Origin of the sequence: Vibrio sp. T20 (assembly GCF_007858795.1) — a bacterium.
Lineage (GTDB): Bacteria > Pseudomonadota > Gammaproteobacteria > Enterobacterales > Vibrionaceae > Vibrio > Vibrio satsumensis.
Genome location: NZ_VFEB01000121.1, coordinates 93280 through 115872 on the forward strand (window position 1 = coordinate 93280; position 22593 = coordinate 115872).

Annotated in this window: 34 protein-coding genes and 4 pseudogenes; 33 read left to right on the top strand and 5 right to left on the bottom strand. The window is 43.3% G+C overall.

Annotated elements, in window-relative coordinates; translation table 11 throughout:
• Nucleotides 1-440 precede the first annotated feature (440 nt).
• The 8 genes and pseudogenes from glpT (at nt 441) to FTW16_RS14000 (ending at nt 6057) form a co-directional block, all read left to right on the top strand.
• Entirely contained in the window at nt 441-1814 is a 1374-nt protein-coding gene (gene glpT / locus FTW16_RS13965; protein WP_146491495.1) for a glycerol-3-phosphate transporter, read from the top strand.
• A 77-nt stretch (nt 1815-1891) separates the two neighbouring features.
• Entirely contained in the window at nt 1892-2947 is a 1056-nt protein-coding gene (gene glpQ, locus FTW16_RS13970) for a glycerophosphodiester phosphodiesterase (RefSeq protein WP_146491496.1), read from the top strand.
• A 225-nt stretch (nt 2948-3172) separates the two neighbouring features.
• A complete protein-coding gene (locus tag FTW16_RS13975; protein ID WP_146491572.1) occupies nt 3173-3637 on the top strand; it encodes an ASCH domain-containing protein in 465 nt (154 codons plus the stop codon).
• Nucleotides 3638-3712: 75 nt separating this feature from the next.
• Nucleotides 3713-3832: pseudogene (locus FTW16_RS24790) on the top strand (D-2-hydroxyacid dehydrogenase family protein); the annotation flags it as partial.
• A gap of 54 nt (nt 3833-3886) precedes the next feature.
• Entirely contained in the window at nt 3887-4387 is a 501-nt protein-coding gene (locus FTW16_RS13985; RefSeq protein ID WP_146491497.1) for a GNAT family N-acetyltransferase, read from the top strand.
• A gap of 43 nt (nt 4388-4430) precedes the next feature.
• Nucleotides 4431-4934, top strand: coding sequence for an HAD family hydrolase (locus FTW16_RS13990; RefSeq protein WP_146491498.1), 504 nt, complete (start codon nt 4431-4433; stop codon nt 4932-4934).
• Between the two features lie 112 nt (nt 4935-5046).
• Nucleotides 5047-5427, top strand: coding sequence for an STAS/SEC14 domain-containing protein (locus FTW16_RS13995; protein WP_019823466.1), 381 nt, complete (start codon nt 5047-5049; stop codon nt 5425-5427).
• 228 nt (nt 5428-5655) lie between these two features.
• Nucleotides 5656-6057 (top strand): NUDIX hydrolase, encoded by a 402-nt coding sequence (locus FTW16_RS14000; protein ID WP_146491499.1) that lies wholly within the window; start codon nt 5656-5658, stop codon nt 6055-6057.
• A gap of 53 nt (nt 6058-6110) precedes the next feature.
• On the opposite strand, the gene FTW16_RS14005 is transcribed toward FTW16_RS14000, so the two are convergent.
• Nucleotides 6111-6512 carry a YkgJ family cysteine cluster protein gene (locus FTW16_RS14005; protein WP_146491500.1) on the bottom strand — a complete coding sequence of 134 codons (402 nt, stop codon included), beginning with the start codon at nt 6510-6512 and terminating at the stop codon, nt 6111-6113.
• A gap of 212 nt (nt 6513-6724) precedes the next feature.
• Here FTW16_RS14005 and FTW16_RS24530 point away from each other — a divergent pair, with 212 nt between their 5' ends.
• The 18 genes and pseudogenes from FTW16_RS24530 to FTW16_RS24535 all read left to right on the top strand — a co-directional run bounded on the left by FTW16_RS24530 (nt 6725) and on the right by FTW16_RS24535 (nt 15446).
• Nucleotides 6725-6886 (top strand): hypothetical protein, encoded by a 162-nt coding sequence (locus tag FTW16_RS24530; protein WP_017059212.1) that lies wholly within the window; start codon nt 6725-6727, stop codon nt 6884-6886.
• On the top strand, nt 6886-7584 hold the full coding sequence (locus tag FTW16_RS14010) for a pseudouridine synthase (protein ID WP_146491501.1): 699 nt from the start codon (nt 6886-6888) through the stop codon (nt 7582-7584). Before FTW16_RS24530 ends, FTW16_RS14010 begins: the two co-directional genes overlap by 1 nt.
• A 65-nt stretch (nt 7585-7649) precedes the next feature.
• Nucleotides 7650-8024, top strand: a pseudogene (locus tag FTW16_RS14015) (VOC family protein).
• A gap of 96 nt (nt 8025-8120) precedes the next feature.
• Entirely contained in the window at nt 8121-8729 is a 609-nt protein-coding gene (locus tag FTW16_RS14020) for a sugar O-acetyltransferase (RefSeq protein ID WP_146491503.1), read from the top strand.
• A 315-nt stretch (nt 8730-9044) separates the two neighbouring features.
• Entirely contained in the window at nt 9045-9458 is a 414-nt protein-coding gene (locus tag FTW16_RS14030; RefSeq protein WP_146491504.1) for a GFA family protein, read from the top strand.
• Nucleotides 9455-9561: pseudogene (locus FTW16_RS24940) on the top strand (MBL fold metallo-hydrolase); the annotation flags it as partial. The gene FTW16_RS14030 and the pseudogene FTW16_RS24940, both read left to right, overlap by 4 nt.
• A gap of 8 nt (nt 9562-9569) precedes the next feature.
• Nucleotides 9570-10127 carry a nucleotidyltransferase family protein gene (locus tag FTW16_RS14040; protein ID WP_146491505.1) on the top strand — a complete coding sequence of 186 codons (558 nt, stop codon included), beginning with the start codon at nt 9570-9572 and terminating at the stop codon, nt 10125-10127.
• 25 nt (nt 10128-10152) lie between these two features.
• The gene (locus tag FTW16_RS14045) at nt 10153-10566 is read left to right on the top strand and encodes a nucleotide triphosphate diphosphatase NUDT15 (protein WP_146491506.1); all 414 of its coding nucleotides are present in this window, start codon (nt 10153-10155) and stop codon (nt 10564-10566) included.
• Nucleotides 10567-10615: 49 nt separating this feature from the next.
• Nucleotides 10616-11023: a bleomycin resistance protein gene (locus FTW16_RS14050; protein WP_146491507.1), complete on the top strand. Its 408-nt coding sequence runs from the start codon at nt 10616-10618 to the stop codon at nt 11021-11023.
• A gap of 32 nt (nt 11024-11055) precedes the next feature.
• Entirely contained in the window at nt 11056-11475 is a 420-nt protein-coding gene (locus tag FTW16_RS14055; protein ID WP_146491508.1) for a GNAT family N-acetyltransferase, read from the top strand.
• A gap of 89 nt (nt 11476-11564) precedes the next feature.
• A complete protein-coding gene (locus FTW16_RS14060; protein ID WP_146491509.1) occupies nt 11565-11921 on the top strand; it encodes a hypothetical protein in 357 nt (118 codons plus the stop codon).
• 35 nt (nt 11922-11956) lie between these two features.
• Complete coding sequence (locus tag FTW16_RS14065) at nt 11957-12427, top strand: GNAT family N-acetyltransferase (RefSeq protein WP_146491510.1); 471 nt, start codon at nt 11957-11959, stop codon at nt 12425-12427.
• A gap of 47 nt (nt 12428-12474) precedes the next feature.
• Nucleotides 12475-12891 (top strand): VOC family protein, encoded by a 417-nt coding sequence (locus FTW16_RS14070; RefSeq protein ID WP_146491511.1) that lies wholly within the window; start codon nt 12475-12477, stop codon nt 12889-12891.
• Between the two features lies 1 nt (nt 12892).
• Nucleotides 12893-13015, top strand: a pseudogene (locus tag FTW16_RS24945) (GNAT family N-acetyltransferase); the annotation flags it as partial.
• 68 nt (nt 13016-13083) lie between these two features.
• Nucleotides 13084-13665 carry an HD domain-containing protein gene (locus tag FTW16_RS14080; protein WP_146491512.1) on the top strand — a complete coding sequence of 194 codons (582 nt, stop codon included), beginning with the start codon at nt 13084-13086 and terminating at the stop codon, nt 13663-13665.
• Between the two features lie 172 nt (nt 13666-13837).
• The gene (locus FTW16_RS14085) at nt 13838-14296 is read left to right on the top strand and encodes a DUF302 domain-containing protein (protein ID WP_146491513.1); all 459 of its coding nucleotides are present in this window, start codon (nt 13838-13840) and stop codon (nt 14294-14296) included.
• A gap of 259 nt (nt 14297-14555) precedes the next feature.
• Nucleotides 14556-15071: an adenylate kinase gene (locus FTW16_RS14090; protein ID WP_146491514.1), complete on the top strand. Its 516-nt coding sequence runs from the start codon at nt 14556-14558 to the stop codon at nt 15069-15071.
• A gap of 132 nt (nt 15072-15203) precedes the next feature.
• Nucleotides 15204-15446: a hypothetical protein gene (locus FTW16_RS24535; protein WP_029235167.1), complete on the top strand. Its 243-nt coding sequence runs from the start codon at nt 15204-15206 to the stop codon at nt 15444-15446.
• Between the two features lie 96 nt (nt 15447-15542).
• On the opposite strand, the gene FTW16_RS14095 is transcribed toward FTW16_RS24535, so the two are convergent.
• Entirely contained in the window at nt 15543-15875 is a 333-nt protein-coding gene (locus FTW16_RS14095; RefSeq protein WP_017068336.1) for a PBPRA1643 family SWIM/SEC-C metal-binding motif protein, read from the bottom strand.
• Nucleotides 15876-16130: 255 nt separating this feature from the next.
• Here FTW16_RS14095 and FTW16_RS14100 point away from each other — a divergent pair, with 255 nt between their 5' ends.
• The 4 genes from FTW16_RS14100 to catB all read left to right on the top strand — a co-directional run bounded on the left by FTW16_RS14100 (nt 16131) and on the right by catB (nt 18819).
• Nucleotides 16131-16847 (top strand): HAD family hydrolase, encoded by a 717-nt coding sequence (locus tag FTW16_RS14100; protein ID WP_146491515.1) that lies wholly within the window; start codon nt 16131-16133, stop codon nt 16845-16847.
• 70 nt (nt 16848-16917) lie between these two features.
• Nucleotides 16918-17337 (top strand): nuclear transport factor 2 family protein, encoded by a 420-nt coding sequence (locus FTW16_RS14105; protein WP_146491516.1) that lies wholly within the window; start codon nt 16918-16920, stop codon nt 17335-17337.
• 16 nt (nt 17338-17353) lie between these two features.
• The gene (locus FTW16_RS14110; RefSeq protein ID WP_146491517.1) at nt 17354-18085 is read left to right on the top strand and encodes a glucose 1-dehydrogenase; all 732 of its coding nucleotides are present in this window, start codon (nt 17354-17356) and stop codon (nt 18083-18085) included.
• A gap of 107 nt (nt 18086-18192) precedes the next feature.
• The gene (gene catB / locus FTW16_RS14115) at nt 18193-18819 is read left to right on the top strand and encodes a type B chloramphenicol O-acetyltransferase (protein WP_146491518.1); all 627 of its coding nucleotides are present in this window, start codon (nt 18193-18195) and stop codon (nt 18817-18819) included.
• 82 nt (nt 18820-18901) lie between these two features.
• Here the strand turns inward: catB and FTW16_RS14120 are convergent, their stop codons facing one another.
• Together FTW16_RS14120 and FTW16_RS14125 are read right to left on the bottom strand one after the other, a co-directional pair.
• On the bottom strand, nt 18902-20080 hold the full coding sequence (locus FTW16_RS14120; protein ID WP_146491519.1) for a BamA/TamA family outer membrane protein: 1179 nt from the start codon (nt 20078-20080) through the stop codon (nt 18902-18904).
• A gap of 115 nt (nt 20081-20195) precedes the next feature.
• The gene (locus FTW16_RS14125; RefSeq protein ID WP_146491520.1) at nt 20196-20564 is read right to left on the bottom strand and encodes a c-type cytochrome; all 369 of its coding nucleotides are present in this window, start codon (nt 20562-20564) and stop codon (nt 20196-20198) included.
• A gap of 205 nt (nt 20565-20769) precedes the next feature.
• On the opposite strand from FTW16_RS14125, the gene FTW16_RS14130 reads away from it, so the two are divergent.
• From FTW16_RS14130 to FTW16_RS14140, 3 genes are read left to right on the top strand one after another with little or no spacing between them, the layout of a single operon-like run.
• On the top strand, nt 20770-21021 hold the full coding sequence (locus tag FTW16_RS14130; RefSeq protein WP_146491521.1) for a Rho-binding antiterminator: 252 nt from the start codon (nt 20770-20772) through the stop codon (nt 21019-21021).
• Between the two features lie 8 nt (nt 21022-21029).
• Nucleotides 21030-21263, top strand: a complete 234-nt coding sequence (locus FTW16_RS14135) for a hypothetical protein (RefSeq protein ID WP_136980905.1) — start codon at nt 21030-21032, stop codon at nt 21261-21263.
• A 46-nt stretch (nt 21264-21309) separates the two neighbouring features.
• On the top strand, nt 21310-21759 hold the full coding sequence (locus FTW16_RS14140) for a GyrI-like domain-containing protein (protein WP_146491522.1): 450 nt from the start codon (nt 21310-21312) through the stop codon (nt 21757-21759).
• A gap of 203 nt (nt 21760-21962) precedes the next feature.
• Here FTW16_RS14140 and FTW16_RS14145 read toward each other — a convergent pair whose 3' ends face one another.
• A complete protein-coding gene (locus FTW16_RS14145) occupies nt 21963-22553 on the bottom strand; it encodes a glutathione S-transferase (RefSeq protein ID WP_261383460.1) in 591 nt (196 codons plus the stop codon).
• Between the last annotated feature and the right edge of the window lie 40 nt (nt 22554-22593).

Below are 22593 nucleotides of genomic sequence, written 5' to 3' on the forward strand. Positions count from 1 at the left end.
AGTCACCAAGTGTTATTACCTAAAAGGGTCTAGAGAAATCTAGACCCTTTTTGTTTGCGTTGATTTTGGTGAATTTCTTTAACCAATAGCCCAAATCACCCTTTTAACTCCACAGATTTAACCAAAATTTTCGGTATTCACTATGCATTCGCAGGAATAATAAATTTGTTGTTGGTTGATTTGTGTTCGCTCGCTCTTTTTTGGTTTGTTCACTCTCGAAAGTTCTGATGTTTAATTAAGCAGATACAAACAAAAATATGAAGCGTAGTCTAATTAAATGAAACTAATATGCTGTATTTAAAGTTATTTTTTGTTAATGACTACCTCTATCACAGAAATTAATCCTGAAGCACATACAATTCCCTTGATTTCGAATGAGCGCTAAATTTTTTCGTTCGAGCATTTTAATTCTTCCTTCGCCCAATAATTATGAGGTTCCTATGTTTGGAATATTCAAACCTATGGCGCATATCGATCGCTTGTCATCAGATAAGATCGATAGCACCTACACACGACTACGATGGCAGCTGTTTCTCGGCATCTTCGTTGGCTATGCGGGGTACTACTTAGTCCGAAAAAACTTTAGTTTGGCGATGCCTTATCTCATTGAACAAGGTTTTAGCCGCGGAGAACTAGGGGTTGCATTAGCGGCGGTTTCTATCGCTTACGGCTTATCTAAGTTCTTAATGGGCAGTGTTTCTGACCGTTCTAACCCTCGTTATTTCCTCAGCGGTGGCTTGTTAATGTCGGCGCTAGTGATGTTCTGCTTTGGCTTTATGCCATGGGCTACAGGCAGCATTACTGCGATGTTTATTCTGTTGTTCTTGAATGGTTGGTTCCAAGGTATGGGCTGGCCGGCTTGTGGACGAACCATGGTGCACTGGTGGTCACGTAAAGAGCGTGGCGAGATAGTGTCAGTATGGAACGTTGCTCACAACGTGGGTGGTGGATTAATTGGTCCAATGTTCCTGTTGGGTCTATGGGCTTTCAATGACGATTGGCGAACCGCTTTTTATGTTCCTGCATTTTTTGCCACTCTCGTTGCTATTTTTGTTTGGTTCACAGTGAGAGATACGCCTCAGTCTTGTGGTCTACCTCCAATTGAAGAGCACAAAAATGACTACCCAGATGATTACGACAAGTCTCACGAAACTGAGATGACAGCAAAAGAGATCTTCTTTAAGTATGTCTTTAATAACAAGCTGTTGTGGTCAATCGCTATCGCAAACGCGTTCGTTTACCTGATTCGTTATGGTGTACTTGATTGGGCTCCTGTTTATCTAAAAGAAGCGAAAGACTTCTCTGTAGATAAATCATCTTGGGCTTACTTCTTATACGAGTGGGCAGGTATTCCGGGCACGCTATTGTGTGGTTGGATCTCAGATAAGTTGTTTAAGGGCCGACGCGCACCAGCAGGGATCCTGTTCATGGTTCTCGTGACTGTCGCAGTGTTGGTGTACTGGTTGAACCCAGCGGGTAACCCAACGGTTGATATGTTGGCACTGATTGCAATTGGCTTCCTTATTTATGGCCCTGTAATGCTGATCGGTTTGTATGCACTGGAACTTGCGCCTAAGAAAGCGGCGGGTACAGCGGCTGGCCTAACAGGTCTATTTGGTTACTTAGGTGGCGCGGTTGCTGCCAACGCAATACTTGGCTTTATGGTTGACCATTACGGCTGGGATGGTGGTTTCATTATTTTGGTCGGCGCTTGTGTGGCTTCAATAATCTGTCTGCTTTATGCCTTCTTAGGTGAGCGTGCGCACCATAAACAAAAAGATCTCGAACGAGAGAAAGAAGCGCTAGCTCAGTAGTGTGTTTACTGAATTACATCTATAAATAACAACAGAGGCAGGTCTATCCTGCTTCTGCTTTATCAAGGGAAACAATAATGAAAACAACGTCACTGTCTCTGACCTTATTAGCACTAAGCTTATCTGCACAAGCGTTCGCTGAGCCTTTAGTGATTGCTCATCGCGGTGCTTCTGGTTATTTACCTGAACACACATTACCCGCCAAAGCGCTGGCTTATGCGATGAAACCCGATTACATCGAACAAGATGTCGTGATGACCAAAGACGACCAATTGGTGGTGTTACATGATCACTATCTAGATCGAGTAACAGATGTCGCTGACCGCTTTCCAACACGCGCTCGTGCAGACGGTCGCTTCTACGCAATTGATTTTACGCTTGCAGAGATCAAATCTCTGAAAGTGACCGAAGGCTTTAACCTAGATGAACAAGGTAACAGAGTGGCAGGGTACCCAACGCGCTTCCCAATGTGGCAGTCTGATTTCCGTGTCGCTACCTTTGCAGAAGAAATCGAACTGATCCAAGGGTTAAATAAGACCTTAGGTTATGACGTAGGTATCTATCCTGAAATTAAAGCACCTTGGTTCCATCGCCATGAAGGCAAAGACATATCTAAAGCGGTACTAGCCACATTACAGCAATATGGTTACCTATCGAAAGATGACAAAGTGTATTTACAGTGTTTCGATGCTAATGAACTTCAGCGCATAAATGATGAACTCATGCCGGCGATGGAGATGGATCTTAAGCTCGTTCAGTTGATGGCCTATACAGACTGGAACGAAACCATGACTTACAAGGGCGATAAAGCAACGCCATACAGTTATGACTGGATGTTTGAAGCGGGTGGTATGGAAAAAGTTGCGACTTATGCAGAAGGAATAGGCCCTTGGAAGCCAATGTTGGTGGACGATACATCGACCAAAGAGAACATCATCATTAAACCATTAATGAAATCTGCCAAAGATGCAGGCTTAGATGTTCACCCATACACATTCCGCGCTGATCCAGGCCGAATTCCAGGTTATGTCGATAACTTCGATGGCATGTTGGATGTGTTTTATAACCAAGTGAAAGTCGACGGGGTGTTTACCGATTTCCCAGACAAAGCGGTCGACTTCTTAAACCGTTAATTGGTTAATCCACAATAAAATACAAAGAGTTAAAAGCACTGCCTGAAGGTGTTTTTAGCTCTTTTTTTGATCTAACAATCCTGCATTAAATCTACACTCTTAGCACACACTTTAATCGTTACTTGGTTTACACCGTTTACACTCCTTGATAGGTTACGCGCAATGCAGTCAGGTGCTCAATATGTAGCGCTTCTGGCTGAAACGAATATTGAAAATGGACACATCATGGAAGAAAGAAGCAAAGCTTACCTCGATAGCTACCTCAACACATTACCAGCGGACATTGCTTCGCAATACACCTCTTTTAGTTCCGACTATTACTGTGCTGACGAATACAATGCCAACCTATGTGCCCAGTTAATTCTCAAAGGTGAAAAACAGGCGTCTTGCAGCCTTGAATATTGGTACAGCCATGAAGGAGAAGTTATGCCTGTCGTGGGACATTTGCAAGTCGTCACTGATTGGAATGGCAAACCAGTTTGCCTTGTCGAGGTAACCTCGGTGTCGCTGTGCAAATACAACGAAGTGACCGCTGAGTTTGCTGCCGCAGAAGGCGAGGGTGATAAAACACTAGAATGGTGGAGAGATGCGCACTGGAACTTCTTCTCACGTGAATGTGAAGAGCTCAAAATTGTGCCAACTGAAGACATGTTACTCGTACTTGAGCGCTTCAAAGTGGTTTATCAATAGTGAAGTCACCGTGAGTGTCATATTGAATCTCGAGACATGGCACTTTGGCTATCTTTGACTAAAGCAAGATAGCTAGACGCCGAACCACTATTATCCTTACCAAATGTCACTGCGACGCCACATTTAGGCTATGTTGAACAAAATAGCTCCGAACTCTACTTCGATATTGCTTTCGACAACATTCTGTCCTATTAAAGGGATGGCATGTAGAGATAGAATCTGCCCCAAGTTATAAAAAGGTAGAGAAGTATGAGCTTAACAATCAGAGCAGTCGCGATAGATGATGCGCAAGGCATTATTGATGTATTGAATCCAATCATCATCGAAGCGCGTTATACGATCTTGGATCAGACTTTTACTGTTAAAGAAGAAAAGGCATTCATTGAGTCGTTCCCAGAACGTGGTGTATTTAGCGTTGCAGTCAACGAGACGACAAGCCAGCTGCTTGGTTTTCAGAATGTAGAACCATTCGCTACTTACACTAAGGCCTTTGACCATGTTGGTATTATTGGTACTTATGTTGATGCTAATAGCCGTGGACAGGGCGTTGCAAAACAGTTGTTTGATTACACATTCAAAGCGGCAGAAGCCAAAGGTTATGAAAAGCTGTTTGCCTATGTACGAGCAGACAACGAGCGTGCTTTAGCGGTTTATCTTAAGCAAGGTTTTGACATCGTCGGAACGGCTAAGAAACACGGTAAGATTGGCGATCAGTACTTTGACGAAATCCTTATCGAGAAATTTTTATAGGATCACTTAAACGCTAGGTAACTCATCGTATGCAGGAGGCAAGATGAAAAAGCTAATCGAATTAACAGAAATAGTCTTATTCGACTGGGGCAATACGCTGATGGTTGATTTCCCAGACGCACAAGGGAAGATGTGTGACTGGGAAACCGTACAAGAAGTGAGTGGTGCTCGTGCATTATTAGCGGAATTGTCGAAAACTCATCAAGTTTATGTTGCCACCAACGCAGGCGACTCCAGTAAAGAGGACATCATTCGTGCCTTTGAGCGCGTTGGCCTATCTCAATATATCTTGGGTTACTTTTGTAAGGCGAGTATTGGCTTTTCTAAGTTCGAGTCAGGGTTCTATCCTGCCATCATTTCCAAACTCGGTGTTGCACCACAAGATATCACCATGGTAGGTGACACTTTAGAGAAAGACATTTACCCAGCACTTGAAGCGGGTTTGCAAGCGGTGTGGTTGAACGCGGAAGGAGTTGAGCTCAAGTCCGAGCATCCGAGCATCATTCAAGTTCAATCTCTAAGAGAACTGTTGAAAAAACACAATTAATTCTCTGATATTAAGCCCAGATCAAGCGCTTGTCTGTTTTGACGCCGACCTCTCATCTCTTTGTTGTTTAATCCTCTAAGCTAACTCTAGTTTCCACTATGAGGGCTAGGTTATGAGTATCGAACGTCACGGAATATCAGTTGGAATTGAACGTGTTAGCGGTGAAACCATCGTTGTGTTTAAAGCGAAAGGCAAACTCACACACGATGACTATCAAGCAATGATGCCAATTCTAAGTACTACGCTAGAAGAACTCGATTCATCTAAACTTAAGATGCTGGTCGACATCTCCACCTTAACGGGCTGGGAGTTACGTGCTGCTTGGGATGATTTCAAACTGGGATTAGAGCTCAATTCGAAGATAGACAAAATCGCGATTTATGGTGATAAAAGCTGGCAAGAGTTCGCTTCAAAAGTAGGGAGCTGGTTTGTGTCTGGTGAGATTAAGTCATTCGAAGACCACGACTCTGCGCTTAAGTGGTTAGTCGATTGATTCTATCTACGAACAACTAGAAAGCAATCCGTAAACAACGCCAATGACAGTTGACGAGCATTGTCTCAAACGCTGTCATTTTTCGTTTTGGCGATGATATTTCCAATTCGATTCAATAGAGTATATTCATTCCAGCGTGTAACATACTCAGGCTTTGTTTGGTCGTGAGTAATAGTGTGGCCAGATTCAGTAATAACGAGAACTAAAACAGAAATAAGGTCTAACGACATGAATAAGGTAATTGATAAGCTCGCTTGGATATTCATTAAAGATGGCAAGTTGTTGATGGTGAGATCAAAAGGCAAAGAACTGTTCTATCTACCGGGTGGTAAACGTGAAGCTGGCGAAAGTGATGAACAAGCACTGGTTCGTGAAATCAAAGAAGAGATCTCAGTCGATTTAGTGCTTGATTCCATCAAATATGTTGAGACGTTCACTGGCCAAGCTGATGGAAAAGCGGAAGGCGTATCGGTGCAATTGACTTGCTACCTTGCTGATTATACTGGAGAACTGTCTCCGGATGCTGAAATCGAAGAACTTAAGTTTGTTGATGGTAATGACAGAGCGGTATGCTCATTGGCAGCACTGGTTGCGCTTGATTGGTTAGAAGCGAACCAGTATTTGGCCTAAGGTTTTAGCTACTATTAGCTAATGCTGAAGAGTGATCTTCAAAAGCTCATCGCTTATGAATAGCTTGAAGGGCGACTGTCTTTCATCAACAGGTCGAGTTTCCTTTGAGCTTTCTTCGTGTCTTGCAAGTCCACCACTTCAATCATTTCACATTCATCTCGCACCATCTCATTAATCAGGCTTGGATAGTGTCGGCAATCTTCTGGTCGATCTAAGTAAATGCTACATGTGTACTTGGCTTGAGCCTTGGTATCTTTTGTCGTAACCAGCTCTAGAAAAGGGCATCGAGTTAAACGTTCGCCAGTTTCTGGGTCAAACCATATCTCGCTTCCGCGAACATATTCAAAGATGTCGGGGTTGAACAGCTCCCACAAATCGATCTCTTCTTGAGTCGCGGCAAGGTCACCATCTCCGTATTTGATACAGCATTTTCCACATTGATTACAATCTTTCATTATCGATTTCATAAGTTGGTGATCTTTTACCATTTTACCACTGTTGGGCATGGCACGTTGACTTTGTTGTTCATGGTTAAGTCATTACGGGGCGGGAACTTGGAGGAATTGCGGCGACTAAAATCCATTTATCTATACACCACCACTCCAATCGAACCTGTAAATGGTGATACAATTTGTGCCTCTCACGTTATTCAAACAAAGGCGTCAAAATGAGAACCGTATATACCACCGAAGGCAACATCAACGCAAAGAAACAAAAAGAGGCTTACCCAAAGCTCGCTTTATGTGACAAGTGCGTTGGTGATTATGTGGTTATCGAACAAGGTGAACGAACGTACAAGCCTTGTGCTAAATGTGGTGCCGACGATTAATGCGCCTTGATAAATACCTATGTAAAAGCACTGACCTAACTAAGCCTGAAGCGATTGAACGCATACAAAATGGTGAGGTCGACGTAAACAGCGAGACGGTTACCGATGAATCGACTCAGGTTCATGAAAGCAACACCATCTTGTTAAATGGCACTCCGCTTAAGTTGCGAGAATTTCGATACCTCTTAATGCACAAGCCTGCGGGTACTATCTGCTCTAATATCGATGAAGTTTATCCTTCATTGTTCAACTACATCGAGATAGACAAAGCATCAGAACTGCACATCGCAGGGCGCTTAGATGCAGACACTACAGGCTTAGTTTTGATTACCGATGATGGGCGATGGTCATTCAATATCACGCTGCCAACCAAGTCATGTAAGAAGGTATACCGCGTGACATTGTCACGAGATATCAAAGACGATGTCGCTGACAAGTTCAAAGCGGGCGTTAAATTGCAGGGCGAACAAAATCTGACGCGTCCGGCAGAGCTTGAAGTGATTACCAGTAAAGAAGTGCTGTTGACCATAACTGAAGGTAAGTTTCATCAAGTGAAACGAATGTTTGCTGCGGTAGGGAATCGAGTTGTTGGCCTACACCGTGAACAGATTGGTGATGTTCGTTTAGATGTTGAAGCAGGCCAGTGGCGTTATTTAACCCAAGCCGAAGTCGACTCATTTCAGCAAGGCTCTGAATAAACGCCGTAACCACTTAAAGCGTTAAGCGTGTCAGCACCAGAACATCAACACTATAAGGATGTAAGATGGAAAACCTCAAAGTCTCAGAAATTAAGTCTTTCGTGCCCGCTAAAGACTTCGAACTATCTAAGCGATTTTACCAATCAATTGGCTTTGAAGTGATGTCCGAATTTCACGACATCGCCTATCTGCGACACGGCAGTTGTGCATTCCTTATACAAAATTTTTATGAACCTGCGCACTGTCACAATTACATGATGCACTTGCTGGTCGAAGACGTAAAAAGTTGGTATCAACACATCCAAAACTCTAATGTAGTGTCGGAATTTGAAGTTACCGTTTCCGAGGTAGTTGAGTAGCCTTGGGGAATGCTTGAGTTTTGTATCACTGACCCAAGTGGTGTGCTATGGCGTGTGGCTGAAAACATCAGGCCGCACTAATTCATCCAACTTGTATTAAGGCCAGTGAAAACTTCAAATTATCCATCTGTTTCTTTATTTATGCCGACATAAGGCAATGATCAAATAGGTTCAAACATGGATATAAAGGCTAAAATGCACAGCCAAGACGTTTACTATTGTGACGACGTTGATCTGGTCGCTGAGCAAACACAATGCTTAGAAGTGCTTTACGATTTCAACCACACTCGCCCGAGTGAAGGTGACAAACGCCAACAAATCATGAAGCAGCTGTTCGCCGAAGTCGGTGAGGGCTGCTACATAGAACCACCGTTACATGCGAACTGGGGGCGTCACACGCACCTAGGCAACAACGTATACGTGAACTTCAACCTCACTCTTGTTGACGACACAGACGTATTCATCGGCGATAACGTGATGATTGCGCCTAACGTGACCATTGCCACTGGCACGCATCCTATCAGCCCGGAACTCAGGCTAAAAGCCGCGCAGTTCAATGTTCCTGTTCGCATCGGCAACAACGTATGGCTTGGTGCGCACACGGTTGTACTTCCTGGCGTCACCATCGGTGAAAACTCAGTAATAGGTGCGGGCAGCATTGTCACTAAAGACATCCCAGCCAATGTAGTAGCAGTCGGTAATCCATGCCGTGTGGTACGCGAAATCAACGAACGCGACCGAGAGTATTATCACAAAGAACGCCGCATTCCAGATGAACTAAAGTAAGCAATTTTGACACGCCTGAAATTAGCTGTGACATAAGCCATTGTTATGCAATGGCTTGAACAATTTGGTAGAGTGACAGTTCAATGAGCATGGAGGTTTTATAATGGGAACTGTAATCGGTCTGGTGATTCTAGCTGCTATAGATTGGTATCTTGTTCGTAAAACAGGGCTTCATATACATAAATGGATCTCTAAAAAGTATGCCGCGTATCTGTCGGAGAAGGGAAACAAAAAATAGCCTTTCTTATTAAGTCATCGGTATAAAAAGCGTTATCCGCTATTAATTTTACACACATTGCAAAGATTGGAGGACTCATGAAAGGTAAAGGAAAGTGTCTATGTGGCTCGGTTGAGTTGGAAGTAGAATACGCCAGTAATGAATTAGGGGCTTGTCATTGTAGTATGTGTAGAAATTGGTCTGGCGGTCCGATGTTAGTCATTGATTGTGCTGATTCAGTTAAAATATCAGGTGAGTCAAATGTAGTGAGATATAAGTCATCAGATTGGGCGGAAAGAGGCTTCTGCGGCAAATGTGGCACTCATTTGTTCTACTATTTGATACCAAATAATCAGTACCACCTTCCTATCGGGTTATTGATGTCAGAGGATGACTACAAGCTAACACATCAGATATTCATCGATGAAAAGCCTGAATACTACGAATTTAAAAATGAAACACAAAATATGACTGGTGCGGAAGTATTTGCCCACTTTGAAAGTGGAGAGTAAGCACTGGGCTGTCACTTCATATTGAAACTGAGACGCTAAAGATCTCATTCGATATGGGAAGTGGCGATACGCTTGTAAAAGTGCGCCATTACTGGACGTTGATAGTTCACGATGAATAAACAAAAACTAAAGAACCTCATTCAACAAGTTCCTGAGTTAATTGAAACAGCCAATGTATGTCGTGGAGTGGGTTTGCCAAACTTCTATATTGCAGGCGGCGCTATCACTCAAATGATCTGGAATGATATCGAAAACAAACCGCTTCTAGAGCAAGTTAAAGACTTCGATGTAGTCTATTTCAATAATGCCTCAGTAATTACTGAAGATGAGTTCAAAATCCGCATTCGTTCACGGTTAAGTCATTGTGTCGACGTGGACGTAAAGAACCAAGCGACCATTCACGAGCGTTACGCTAAGAAGTTCGGTTGCTTAATTCACCCCTACGATTGTGTTGAACAAGGTATCGAGTCTTGGCTTTCTGCGTTTGCTATCGGGTTTACTCTGGATGATTCAGGAGATATCAAGTTGTTTACACCATACGGTGTAGAGGACGCGTTTGATATGTTGATTAAACCGAATAAGCGAGCAATGACAGAAGTGAACTATAACAAAATGACCGCTGGTTATAAGGCTCGATGGCAGCAAGTCAAAGTGCTCCCTTGGGATTAAACGATAGAGTATTAAGGAGTTTTAAGTGAGTCAGGAAGTAAGAGTAGGTGTCGCTGCGGTTATTCTACGTGAAGGACGAGTGCTACTTGGAGAACGAATTGGTTCTCATGGGGCTCATACTTGGGCAACCCCGGGCGGACACCTTGAATGGGGTGAGAGCATTGAAGAGTGTGCAAAACGCGAAACACTCGAAGAGACTGGCTTAGTTGTTAGTACATTTGAGAAGCTGTCTTTCACCAATGATATTTTTGAGAAAGAGAACAAGCATTATATAACGCTGTTTGTTGTTGCTTCTGACGCTAGCGGCGAACCGCAGATAACAGAACCTGATAAATGCAAGCAATGGAAATGGTTTAAGTTAAATGAGTTACCTGAGCCATTGTTTCTTCCTCTGACGAATCTGTTGAGCGATCCGGCCATCCTTGGGAAGCTAGCTTAGTAAAACAGATTCTTCTCATATCTCTAATTGAATGACTAAAGGATCAATGATGACGTTACGAATAGTTCCAGAGCTTTATTGTTTCGATATTAATGTGAGCAAATACTTCTTTGTCGATGTGTTAGGGTTTGAAGTGAAATATGAGCGCCCAGATGAGGAGTTTGTGTATCTAACGCTTGATGGTGTTGATGTGATGCTTGAAGGGATTGCGGGCAAAAGTCGAAAATGGCTATCGGGTGATCTGGAGTTACCTTTAGGGCGTGGTGTTAACTTTCAATGGGATGTTATCGACATCGAACCTCTTTATCAGAGAGTAAACGAAAGCGGCGCTGATTCTATTTACTTAGCGTTAGAGTCGAAGTCTTATCAATGTGGAGACTCGATCGCGACTCAGAAGCAATTCATTGTTCAAACCCCAGACGGTTATCTCTTTAGGTTCTGCCAAGATATTAGTTAGATATAAGCTGTTAATCCAAAGATAGGAAGTCAATGAAATATAAATTAGATATCGAGCCTTCTGATGACGACATTAATGAAGTCAGAGGTGGATTAATCAAACACAACACACCGTTTCTGGAAGGGATCCCCAAGTCTCAAGCTGCGTACTACGCGATGGAGGAAGGCAACAAAGTCGGTGGCATTATCGCTGACCTTTGGGGAAACTGGTTACTGATTAAGTTCCTCTGGGTCGATGATTCGATGAGAGGAAAGCAAGTCGGCAGTGAGCTGCTTGAACGTATTGAAGAGTACGCACAGTCTCAAGGCTGTACGTTGTCACTGGTCGATACATTAAGTTTCCAAGCGAAGCCTTTCTATGAGAAACGAGGGTATGAATGTCAGATGGTGTTAGAAAATTACCCTGTAGATTCCTCGCTATCGTTTCTTACCAAGTCGCTTGTCAAAAAGTAGCAATTAAAGACCCCGTATATACAAGGAGAGTAGAATGGTAAACATTCGAGTACACTCCAATATCAAAACAATCCTTGGAGTATTTAGAAATGTTGTTTTCTAGTCTGTCTAAACCATTGGTTCATGGCTCTGAGTTATGTTCTGTTCTGCTCAACTTCTTGACCAAGCATAAAAGTGATTTCGAAGAAAAGTTAATCCCAGACCTGTCATACATCGATGATATGGCACATGTGGTGAACGGTATTAAAATCAAAGACGTTCTACATATCAATGCGAATCAATACCGACTTCAATATTCGTTTGACTGGGAGCTGTTTCTAGGTTGTTCGGATAGGAACGAAACTGGCGCAGAGAATGGAAGTGTTCTATTCACACTTGAGGACGATAACGTTCTTAATATCAACTTCCCAAACTACGGTTCTCGAGATACTAGCGATGAGCTCTAGTCGGTTTTTGTGCGTGTTATATAGAGGAAAGAACAATGATAACTATCGAAAGGCTTGAAGAGTCACATGTGGCGTTAGTTCAGGCCATCCAATTAGCCGATGAACAGGTCAAGTTCGCTGGCACAGCAGCAGAGTTTTTATTAGACGGCAGTGAAACTACGCACTTACATGTGATTAAGTTTGATAACGAAGTTGTTGGTTTCTTTAAGCTGGATATCGCTTACGCGGATCACTATGAATTTTGCCCTGAAGGAAGCATTGGGTTAAGAGCTTTTGTGCTTGATAAAAACCAGCAAGGTAAAGGTTTAGGAACAGGCACGGTCAAAGCTTTGTTTCCATATTTAAAAGCGAACTACTCAGCGTATGAGTCGATTTACTTAACTGTGAATTGCAAAAATCCCGCAGCATTTCACTGTTATAAGAAAGGTGGCTTCGAAGATACTAATGAACAGTATTTAGGTGGCGCAGCAGGTCCGCAATTTATCATGTGTGGGCGAATTGCTTAGTAACATGAAACAGTTTCCACTGAGTTAAAACCCCAACAAGGTATGTTATGAAACAGAATATTGTCCATATTGCGCTGGTCGTAAAAGACTACGACGAAGCCCTCGATTTCTATGTTACCAAGCTTAAGTTTGATCTCATCGAAGACACCTACCTACCGGAAGAAGATAAGCGCTGGGTTGTCGTTGCTCCACCAAATTCAAGCGGTGTGAGCTTGTTACTTGCTAGAGCATCCAAGCCAGAACAACTCGATTTTATTGGTAACCAAGCTGGTGGACGAGTATTCCTCTTCTTAAACACCGATGATTTCTGGCGTGATTACGAACGTATGACGTCTTTGGGCATTAACTTTGTCCGAGAGCCTAAAGAGCAAGACTATGGTACCGTTGCTGTGTTTGAAGACCTTTACGGTAACTTATGGGATCTACTTCAGTTAAACCCTGAGCATCCAATGGCTAACAGGTAGATTTTGGTGTGACGCTCGAACCTCTGCTCTAGGTTTTTATCGAAGGTTTGGGATGGCGATTGAGGGAAGTGAATTCGAAAAATCGGGTGTCTCTTATTACAAAATGGCGGTTCAATGGGGTTAATGACTCTGGCTGATTGCGCTAACCATTTACCTATCTAAACTCATCAACTCAACTCAAGGAAGACCATCGTGGAAGACATTAAAGGCATTCTTCAATTCATGGCTGAAATCGAAAAGCTAAAGGATGTTTATCGACAAACAAAACCGGTTGGATTGGATCGATATGAAAATTCGGCTGAGCACAGTTGGCACGTCTGTTTAAGCGCGCTTATGTTGAAAGACTATGCCAACGAAGAAATCGATATTACGCGAGTGATGAAGATGCTTTTGATTCATGACCTAGGGGAAATCGACGCAGGCGACACGATCATTTACGCCAGTGAGACCGAAGAAAACAAACTCAAAGAGAGAAGCTGCGTTGAGCGCTTGCTTAAGTCATTACCTAGCCATTTAAGAACCGAGTATTTAGAACTATGGCTTGAATTCGAAGCGGGAGAGTCACCAGAAGCTCGATTTGGTAAAGCGATTGATAGAGTGCCCCCTTTACTTCATAACATCCATGGAGGCGGTCACAGCTGGAAGAAGCACAACATATCCAAAGATAAGGTAATGACCTTTAATGGCGAGCGTATTTTTAAAGGCAGTCGTGCTCTATGGAAAGAGCTAGAAGTGCAACTTGAAGGGGCTGCGGAGCAGGGATTACTCAAGTAGAGCTGCTCGGAGATAAAATAAGAACACATAGCGATAATAAGACGCATTAGAAAAGTGATCCTCTCTGCAAACTGAGAATGGGAACATGTCTATACTGAGGTTGGTTACGTCGCTTCCTCTATAAGTGGCGCTATGAATGTAAGCTTTAGTAGGTTAAATCTCAGAGGTAACAATGAAAAAACTACTACCCCTATGCGCTATTTTACTTTCGGCATCCTTTTCAGTCGCCGCTTCTGACGGTTTGATAAAGTACCAAAGTAATTATTCAGTGAAAGAGACAGCCGACCGCTTTGAAGAGATAGCGAAAAGCAAAGGCCTGACATTGTTTGCGAGAATTGACCATCAGAAAAACGCGAGTAACGTTGATCTCGAACTTAGACCAACCGAGGTTATTATTTTCGGTAATCCAAAAGTAGGCACACCATTAATGCAATGTGCTCAAGAAGTCGCGATAGATTTACCGCAGAAGGTGCTAGTCACAGAGGATTCTAATAAGAAAGTATGGTTGTCTTACAACGATCCTAATTACTTGGTAGAGCGTCACGCGATTAATGGCTGTGACGAGGTAGTTAAGAAAATATCTGGTGTACTAAGCAAGCTATCAGAAGCGACAGTGGCGAAAGCGAAATAGCAAAGTCCAATAAGTACTCATTAAGCTTATTAATGGGTGCAATATGACGATGATATTGCTTACTAGTCAGTGTGTTGACAACTAAACAACAATATATAAAAGTAGTTATATGAAACTGAATTTAGCGCCATCTAACCAACGAATTATCATCATTCCTTAGGAATGGTGGGTTTTTGGATGCGTTTTATTTATCGAACCCACCCGTGAGGTGGGTTTTTCGTATCTGCCTTATGGGTTTTATCTCAAAGAAGGAAGTTATATGAAGAAAGTAGCGGTATTTGGTAAGCCTGGTAGTGGCAAATCTACCGTAAGTAAGGCACTCGCAGCTGCGACTGGCTTAGAGCTTCACGAGCTAGACTCCATCGTTTACAAGGCGAATGGTGAGTTCGTTGACAGTGCTGAGTTTGAACAAGCACACGAGAGCATACTGCGTTCCGACAGCTGGATCATCGATGGCTTTGGCCCGCTAGACTCGTTTAACAAGCGCTTAGACGCGGCAGATACTTTGGTTTATATCGACCTTCCTTATCCAATTAGCTACTGGTTTGTTACCAAGAGAATGCTCAAAGGGTTGCTCGTTAAACCTGAAGGCTGGCCTGATGGAAGTTCAGTGATAAAAGGCACGATACAAAGTTATAAGACACTAAAATTGTGCCCGAAATTTTGGAATGACGACTTTAGACTACGGTTAGAATTACGCGCAAAAGAGAAAGAGGTTCACATCATCAGAAGCGTGAGTGAATTGAATAACTTTGTCCGCCAAAACGTCACTTAACAGGTGAGAGCTTACCTTTCTTTGAAACGCTTTAATTTGCTCATAACTTCATGAAAATATTTAGATTTAATTCAACATATGGCATATTTGCCATATGTTGAATTTGTGCTTCGAGTTAAGGCTATAGATATTATGTATGGAAGTGAGAAGACGAGAGCGTTCTGCTGTAACTGTAAGGAACTTACACTGCATAGGTACACGATGTTCAGTAGCCAAGTGCAAAAGGCACCACAAGCTGAAGATAAAGAACCGAGCTTACTCCAACGAATTTTATCGGAGTTTCTATCTTTTGGTGTAACAGGTTCGGGCGCGACAGGTGATTACAAATGTACCCAGTGTGGAACATATCTGAATACACCAGACAACCTAGACTGAGTTTGGTTTACACAAATAAAAACGGGAAGACCCCAATGATCTTCCCGTTAGGTATTGCTTAACTCATCGTGCTATTGGCAGTTTGAGTAAGAAGCCTTATGCACAACACTTCTTGTATTTCTTACCGCTACCGCAAGAACACGGGTCGTTACGGTTAGGGGTCTTTTCAAACGTCATCGTTTTTGGCTTGTTTAGTAGAGTATCAAGCTCGATGGTGTTCTCTTCTTTGTCTGCGTCGACTGTAACGGTAACGAAGATAGTATTTTCAGCGGCTAGTGCTTCAACTTCTGCTTTGCGCGCTTCAGTTTGAACCATTACTGCGATTGGAGATTCTTCAGTACCCGCTTTTACATCGCGGTTTACGTTGTAGCCAGCAAGAACGTGGTTCTGTCTTGTTTCGATACGGCCTTTGAAAAATAGTTTCGACATTGGGTACTCATTAAAAATGTTGAATGGCGCTATTTTTAACGGCGATAGCGCAATGGAGCGGGGATTATACGCATATATTGCAATTGATAAAGCAGTGATGTGAGCAAAGGCTGTTTGGTTTTTGTTTTCTAGCAACGATTTGTTCTCTAGCTCTGTTCCTATTAGACAAATTTTGAAATTTAAGACAATAAGGTTTCCCTCAATAGGGTTTTGAGTGATAAATTCAAATCGTCAATTTAAACAAAGAGATAGTGTATGAAGTTAGATGCCATCCTGTGGGATTACGATGGAACCTTAGTCAATTCTGTTCCCAAAAATATTGCAATCACAAAAGACATTATCTCTTTGGTCGCACCACACTTGTCAGGTGATAACTTACCTAAATATCTGCTCAGCGAAGCGCTTTATCATGAAGCCAACCACGGCGCTAAAAACTGGCAAGCCTTATATGTCGACTACTACGGCTTATCCCATGACGAAATGTTGATTGCTGGTGGAATGTGGGCGGAGCATCAAGAGAAAAACCAAACCGCCGTTGCCTTGTTTGACGGCATGGAAACGGTGGTCAATCAGTTTGCTCATCTTCCTCATGGAATCTGCTCTCAAAACTCTCAATTGAACATTCGCGCCGTGCTCGACAGTTATGGCATTGGCGATTTGTTTAAATCGGTAGTGGGTTATGACGATGTCTCTAATGGCAACCAAAAACCACACCCGTTTGGTGGTGTGAAATGTGTTGAGAACATATTTGGAGCAGAACAAGCTAATGAGCTTTGTTTGATGTATATCGGTGACCATGAAGCGGACACACAATTTGCTCGTAACATTGAATCTGCACTGGGTAAGAGCGCAAAAGTGATTGCCGTGGCCGCAGGTTATAGCCGATCTGAGCCTGAAAATTGGCAAACCAAGCCCGATTACATTGCGAACAGTGTCGATGATCTTTTAACGATCATTAGCAAGTACGCATAGAAAGCCAAGTATGCATAACGAAGCAGTAAACTTAAAAATCACCAAACGTGAATGACTTTAAGGAAGAGTGATGACACCAAAACAAGTGGTATTAGGATTTTGGGATGCAATGCGCAGTAATGATTTTGCAAAGGCAAGTGAATGGCTAGCCGCAGACTTTGAAGGTTATTGGCCCCAGTCGTCTGAATTGACGGTAGGGCGTGCCAACTTCACGGCAATCAACTCTGAATACCCAGCCAATGGTGTTTGGGAGTTCACGCTCAATTCGATTGTCTGTGAAGGTGATACCGTAGTAACGGACGTTTCAGTTACAGATAGTGTATTGAAAGACCGAGTGATCACCTTTCACACGGTCGTTGATGGTTTAATTCAAAAGCAAACTGAGTTTTGGCCAGACCCATTCGAAGCGCCGGCGTGGCGATCGCAGTGGGTTAAGGTAGTATCGAGCAATCAGCTTATATCGAATAATCAGGTTGCATCGAATAAGTAAGTATTAGGAGGTTTCATTGAGCAAGGTAGTGATTGTAACCGGCGGAAGCCGAGGTATTGGCGCAGCGACGTCTAGATTGTTGGCCACTAAAGGCTATGCCGTATGCGTTAACTTCATACACAATGAGTCGCGAGCTGAAGACCTAGTGAATGAGATTCGTGAGCAGGGCGGAACCGCGATAAGCGTGCGTGCGGATGTGTCTGTTGAATCGGATGTGAAATCCTTATTCGAGATTGCTCGTAACAAGCTAGGCCCAGTGACCCACTTGGTCAATAATGCCGGGATTTTGTTTACCCAGTCACCATTAGTTGACATCGAATTGGATCGCTTTGAAAAGGTGATGAAGTCCAACGTATCAAGCTGCTTTCTGTGCAGTAAAGCCTTTATCAAACAAGCTGATGGTGCAGGTTCGATTGTGAATGTATCGTCTGCCGCTTCTCGCACAGGCGCACCGTTTGAGTATGTGGATTACGCAGCATCGAAAGGTGCGATGGATTCACTAACCAAAGGCTTATCGCTTGAATTGGCTTCACGCAATATCCGAGTGAATGGCGTAAGGCCAGGTTGTATTTATACTGAGATGCATGCAGACGGCGGAGAGCCAGATCGCGTAGACAGACTAGCTTCGCAGCTACCATTACAACGAGGTGGCACACCAGAAGAAGTAGCGAACTCAATCGCTTGGTTATTATCTGATGAAGCTTCGTATGTAACCGGCTCGTTTATTGATATTGCTGGCGGTCGATAGGGCGTATTGGTCTTCAAATTAAGGTAAACCATTTACAATACGCAATACGCAATACGCAATACGCAATACGCAATACGCAACAAAAGTACCTAACTAAGAGTACAAACATGAAAAACTATTTTGAAAGTCCGTTTGTTGGTAAGTCACTCAAAGAACAAGTGACCAACCCAAACATTATTGTGGGCGAGCACAGCTATTACTCGGGTTACTACCATAACCACAGCTTTGATGACTGTGCGCGCTACCTATTACCGGATAGATCAGACATCGATAAACTGATCATTGGCAGTTATTGCTCGATTGGCTCTGGCGCCGTGTTTATGATGGCCGGCAACCAAGGTCACCAAAACCAGTGGGTGAGTACTTTCCCATTCTTCTATCAAGACGACGAGAAGTTTGAAGGTGCGATAGACGGCTTTGAACGCTCTGGTGATACCGTGATTGGTAACGATGTTTGGATTGGCACAGAAGCCATGATCATGAGTGGTGTTAAGGTCGGTGATGGAGCCATCATCGCAAGTCGAGCGGTTGTGACTAAAGACGTCGCACCATACTCGATTGTTGGTTCAAACCCAGCGCGTCACATCCGTTATCGTTTCAATGAAACTGAAATCGCTCAGTTGCTAGCAATGAAATGGTGGGCGTGGAGCGAAGAACAGATCAAAGGCGCAATGTCGTTGATGTGTTCTTCAGATATCAATGGGCTTTACCAATATTGGAAAGCATTCAAGTAATTATTGTGACCGGAGCGCTTTGTCTCATCGTTACTGCTTTGGTTTATCGCTTTGATTTATCGGGTAAGCACAGCGTAATGAATTAGATACCCGCACCGACTTGGAAGTAGAGGGCGGTATCTTCTTCACTGAACGCAATATCAATGCCTGAAATAAGACCATAGCGTCTTGCGATAAGGTAACGGAAACCGACGCCGTAAGCCGCGTGAGAGCTTTGATCAAACATGTCTTTATCGCTGTCACCTGCATAGCCAATTCCCGTAAACACCGCGGTTGACCAACGTGGTGTCCATTGTTTGCTTACTTGAACTTCTGCCGCGACGGTGTGTTCACCTTGATAACGATTACGGGCGATACCTCTCAGTTCAATGTCTGGGTAATATTGAGGAGAAAGCACTCGTTCATTGGTCGACAATGATTTGTACTGTCCTCGCAATGCTAGGTTCCACTCCTTGTTTAACTCCCAATAGTTCAGCCCTTCCACATTAAACGTTTGGTAGGTGTAGTCACTGCCAATCGCATCACCAAACCAAAGGTATTCCGCGACATAGTTGTAGCCTTGCGTCGGATTCAAGAAGCTGTTCTTACTGTCGTATTCAGCGATTAGACCCAAACCGGAAGAGGTCGGTGACGTGTTGCCAATGTTGTTTAAGATTTCTTGTGCTTTAGGGTGGTTATTAAGTGAGAGTGTTGGTGCGAAGAACTGTTGAGAAAACCCCAGTAACCATTGGGAGTCGGGTACTCTAAATTGGAGTTTCTGTATCCCGCCCATGCCCTTGAGTCCTAGCTCAACACCTTCGTTTGGATCGAGTGGAAGCAGAGCATTCGATGAGCTTTGTCGATAGAAGGTCATGTTGATATCGCCATAACCTAAGCCACCAAGGTAGCGTATTGAATCTTCCTTCCAGCTGCGCTTGTGACCAACAAACGCCATCCAAGTGCCATTCTCTGTTGCAAAACCGCCAACCGCAGTGATTGCAGGGGTAAGAAGCTGCGCGCCGCCATCGATGGATTTTTCGGCGAGTTGTTTACGCGTGTTTTTTTGTTCGTCAGATTCGTGCATGAAGATGCCGGTGAAGCCGCCACCATATCCTACCGCAGGCTCTGTAATGAGAATTGGGACAGGAAGAAAACCATAGGCATTTTCTGCGAGGTATTCTCCCATATCGAGTTGGCCATCAATTTCATCGATAAAGCTGACGGCGTGGGTCGTCGTAGAAACAAGTATCAGGCTACTTAGTGCTAGGGGTTTAAAGGTCATAACATTCCGTATTATTCACTATCTATTAAATTGAGTGTAATCAATCAAATAGTTAGCGCAATAGAACGGGGAGTATTAACCGAGATATCTGTTCAAAAGGCGATTGGAACACCGTTTACTTTTGGATTAGCTCTACGTACGTCAGAATATCCAGAGCATCTTGCTTTGTGATAACGCCTTGCCATGCTGGCATACCTTGTTCTACATCGCCTTCTAAAATGTCATCCGCCAAAGAACTTGGACTGGTAAAAAAGCCGCTTAGTTTATTAGCGATGTTAGCGGGCTTGTGTGGTAACGAAGCGGCAGTAGGCCCGTTTCCGTGACCTTTGTCGCCATGACACACCTGACAAAGCTGTCGATACTTGGTTTTGCCATTGGCGAAGTGACTCGCATCGACTTCTGAGGCTGCACTCGCATTAAAGGCTATCATTGAAGCGACTAAACCCAAGAAAGCTAACACGTGTAAATAGTTCATGGTTTTCATTGTTCTATTCTCGATTATTATTTAACAGTGAAAGAATAATTAGGTGTGAGTAGAAGAAACGTGAATGAGATAGCTTGATTATCCCGAATTCAAAGCAGGTTTGGTTACGGGTGACCATCATGTGATTTAGGTAAATGATTGATTATATGCATATTGCATAGTATGGCGTGTCGCATTAGCGTGGTGGATGAATTGGAGGGGTATTATGATTAGTTGCAACGATTACGATTATATTGAGATTGTGTGTATGCACCGATACCCAATCAAGTTAACTCTGAAATCTGGCGAGCAGATTGAATGCGTCGGGTTAGATACTCAACGCAATGACAGCCGTGAAGAGTGTATTAAGGTCAGTATTCACGGTTCGGAACAACTCGTCGTACTCACTGATCTTTCCACACTAGAAGTCTGTGTTGATAATCCTCATTTTCAGCAGATTTCATTCAAAACGTCATAGGTTGTTAAATGAATAACACGATAGAGCAATGCTATTGCACCGCGTGCCGAGAAGACACACAACACGTTGTTGTGTTGGTTAGAAAGACGAGTGCATTTGCAGACAAACCTAACCAAAAGCGCAGCGAGTTTTGGGCAGGCGTGATTAAAGGTTGGTTCCTCGGTCCGTTTATCGCGTCAATGGATGAGTTTTCTCGTCATCTTGTCTGCGAAAAGTGTGGTCATAAAGAGATACAAGATTAGTTAAGATCTAACAGAATTACAGCGTCAATTGGCTTAGGAAAAACAAATGAAAGTACAAATGATTGAAGCCGTAAAGGCATATGGTTTTTCAGTAAGAACCACCAATACCAATGAGATGGAACCAGCAACAGCCAAGATAGGCCAATTGTGGCAGGGCTTCTTTGACCAAGCGTTTCCGAAATTAACGCCGGATTCAAAAGTGTATGGCGTCTACACCAATTACCAGTCTGACTTTACGGGCGAGTTTGATGTTATCGCGTGTACCAACGCACTTGCAGATCAGAATTTAGATGCGCTTGTAGAAACCGAAATAGAGGCGGGCAAGTACTTAACGTTTTCTGCTGAGGGTCAATTACCACAAGCTGTGATCGACCTATGGGGTGAAGTGTGGGCGTATTTCAATGCTGCAGACTGCCCACATGTTCGAACTTACACAACAGATTTCGAATTTTACAAAGGTGAAACTGAAGTAGAAATTTCGATTGCGATTCAGTGATCAATTTAAAATGAACAAAAGGCTTAGCTTAGACTGTGGTGGCTAGTTAAGAGACAGTAGTTACCGGTAGAGAGACAGAGGAGACCCAGTTAAGCCTTTGAATATCTGTTCATTACAAAGAAGATACAGTGTCACGTAATTACCTTAATACTTACGCTTTATCTAACCCTGAATTCCCCTAGAGCACCCCAAATACCCTTAAGTCACCCAAAAACACAATCTTGCTTAGTTTCATTCCACAAAGGGTATTGCTTCATAACTTGGGTGTAGAGCTTGCTGTCTAGGTGGGCTCTTAACCAATGTCCTACGTTTTGATATTCAGATTGCACAAACCATTTTTTTTCGACTCGTACGAACTGGCTAACAAACGGCATAACAGCAAAGTCGGCTAGGCTAGGTGTATCGCCAAACAGGTACTCGTGTTGAGCGAGTTTACTTTCTAGTTCTGAGATAAACACTTCGCAAGCGTGTCGACGTTGCTCTACATCGATGTTTCGGTAACGAACAGACGCACGGTACTTTTCTAAGTGACCAATAAAGTCATCATCGTTGGTTTTAATCAGCTGTTGGACTTGCTCGCTAAGTGTTGGATTGTTGGAGCGTAGAAGATCTTGAGGATCATTTTGTTGAAGTGCCCAGTTCATCACTTCTATGCTTTGTTCAATGATTTGTCCATTCGGTAAAACCAATACAGGAACAGTGCCTTTTGGCGAACTGGCCAATAGTTCGCTAGGTTTGTCTTTGGTAACGATTTCTCGAAGTAACACTTTTTGCTGTGATAGTGCGATGCCCATTCGTCCGCGCATTGCATAAGGGCAGCGGCGCAAAGAGTAG

Coding starts and splice junctions, on each gene's coding strand:
- FTW16_RS13985 (WP_146491497.1), top strand. CDS start 3,887: ATGAGCTTAACAATCAGAGCAGTCGCGATAGATGATGCGCAAGGCATT.
- FTW16_RS14090 (WP_146491514.1), top strand. CDS start 14,556: ATGAAGAAAGTAGCGGTATTTGGTAAGCCTGGTAGTGGCAAATCTACC.
- FTW16_RS14125 (WP_146491520.1), bottom strand. CDS start 20,564: ATGAAAACCATGAACTATTTACACGTGTTAGCTTTCTTGGGTTTAGTC.
- FTW16_RS13995 (WP_019823466.1), top strand. CDS start 5,047: ATGAGTATCGAACGTCACGGAATATCAGTTGGAATTGAACGTGTTAGC.
- FTW16_RS14000 (WP_146491499.1), top strand. CDS start 5,656: ATGAATAAGGTAATTGATAAGCTCGCTTGGATATTCATTAAAGATGGC.
- FTW16_RS14100 (WP_146491515.1), top strand. CDS start 16,131: ATGAAGTTAGATGCCATCCTGTGGGATTACGATGGAACCTTAGTCAAT.
- FTW16_RS14040 (WP_146491505.1), top strand. CDS start 9,570: ATGAATAAACAAAAACTAAAGAACCTCATTCAACAAGTTCCTGAGTTA.
- FTW16_RS14030 (WP_146491504.1), top strand. CDS start 9,045: ATGAAAGGTAAAGGAAAGTGTCTATGTGGCTCGGTTGAGTTGGAAGTA.
- FTW16_RS14055 (WP_146491508.1), top strand. CDS start 11,056: ATGAAATATAAATTAGATATCGAGCCTTCTGATGACGACATTAATGAA.
- catB (WP_146491518.1), top strand. CDS start 18,193: ATGAAAAACTATTTTGAAAGTCCGTTTGTTGGTAAGTCACTCAAAGAA.
- FTW16_RS14085 (WP_146491513.1), top strand. CDS start 13,838: ATGAAAAAACTACTACCCCTATGCGCTATTTTACTTTCGGCATCCTTT.
- FTW16_RS14005 (WP_146491500.1), bottom strand. CDS start 6,512: ATGAAAGATTGTAATCAATGTGGAAAATGCTGTATCAAATACGGAGAT.
- FTW16_RS24535 (WP_029235167.1), top strand. CDS start 15,204: ATGTATGGAAGTGAGAAGACGAGAGCGTTCTGCTGTAACTGTAAGGAA.
- FTW16_RS14095 (WP_017068336.1), bottom strand. CDS start 15,875: ATGTCGAAACTATTTTTCAAAGGCCGTATCGAAACAAGACAGAACCAC.
- FTW16_RS14060 (WP_146491509.1), top strand. CDS start 11,565: ATGTTGTTTTCTAGTCTGTCTAAACCATTGGTTCATGGCTCTGAGTTA.
- FTW16_RS14120 (WP_146491519.1), bottom strand. CDS start 20,080: ATGACCTTTAAACCCCTAGCACTAAGTAGCCTGATACTTGTTTCTACG.
- FTW16_RS14010 (WP_146491501.1), top strand. CDS start 6,886: ATGCGCCTTGATAAATACCTATGTAAAAGCACTGACCTAACTAAGCCT.
- FTW16_RS24530 (WP_017059212.1), top strand. CDS start 6,725: ATGAGAACCGTATATACCACCGAAGGCAACATCAACGCAAAGAAACAA.
- FTW16_RS13990 (WP_146491498.1), top strand. CDS start 4,431: ATGAAAAAGCTAATCGAATTAACAGAAATAGTCTTATTCGACTGGGGC.
- FTW16_RS14105 (WP_146491516.1), top strand. CDS start 16,918: ATGACACCAAAACAAGTGGTATTAGGATTTTGGGATGCAATGCGCAGT.
- glpQ (WP_146491496.1), top strand. CDS start 1,892: ATGAAAACAACGTCACTGTCTCTGACCTTATTAGCACTAAGCTTATCT.
- FTW16_RS14020 (WP_146491503.1), top strand. CDS start 8,121: ATGGATATAAAGGCTAAAATGCACAGCCAAGACGTTTACTATTGTGAC.
- glpT (WP_146491495.1), top strand. CDS start 441: ATGTTTGGAATATTCAAACCTATGGCGCATATCGATCGCTTGTCATCA.
- FTW16_RS14145 (WP_261383460.1), bottom strand. CDS start 22,553: ATGGGCATCGCACTATCACAGCAAAAAGTGTTACTTCGAGAAATCGTT.
- FTW16_RS14130 (WP_146491521.1), top strand. CDS start 20,770: ATGATTAGTTGCAACGATTACGATTATATTGAGATTGTGTGTATGCAC.
- FTW16_RS14140 (WP_146491522.1), top strand. CDS start 21,310: ATGAAAGTACAAATGATTGAAGCCGTAAAGGCATATGGTTTTTCAGTA.
- FTW16_RS13975 (WP_146491572.1), top strand. CDS start 3,173: ATGGAAGAAAGAAGCAAAGCTTACCTCGATAGCTACCTCAACACATTA.
- FTW16_RS14050 (WP_146491507.1), top strand. CDS start 10,616: ATGACGTTACGAATAGTTCCAGAGCTTTATTGTTTCGATATTAATGTG.
- FTW16_RS14135 (WP_136980905.1), top strand. CDS start 21,030: ATGAATAACACGATAGAGCAATGCTATTGCACCGCGTGCCGAGAAGAC.
- FTW16_RS14065 (WP_146491510.1), top strand. CDS start 11,957: ATGATAACTATCGAAAGGCTTGAAGAGTCACATGTGGCGTTAGTTCAG.
- FTW16_RS14070 (WP_146491511.1), top strand. CDS start 12,475: ATGAAACAGAATATTGTCCATATTGCGCTGGTCGTAAAAGACTACGAC.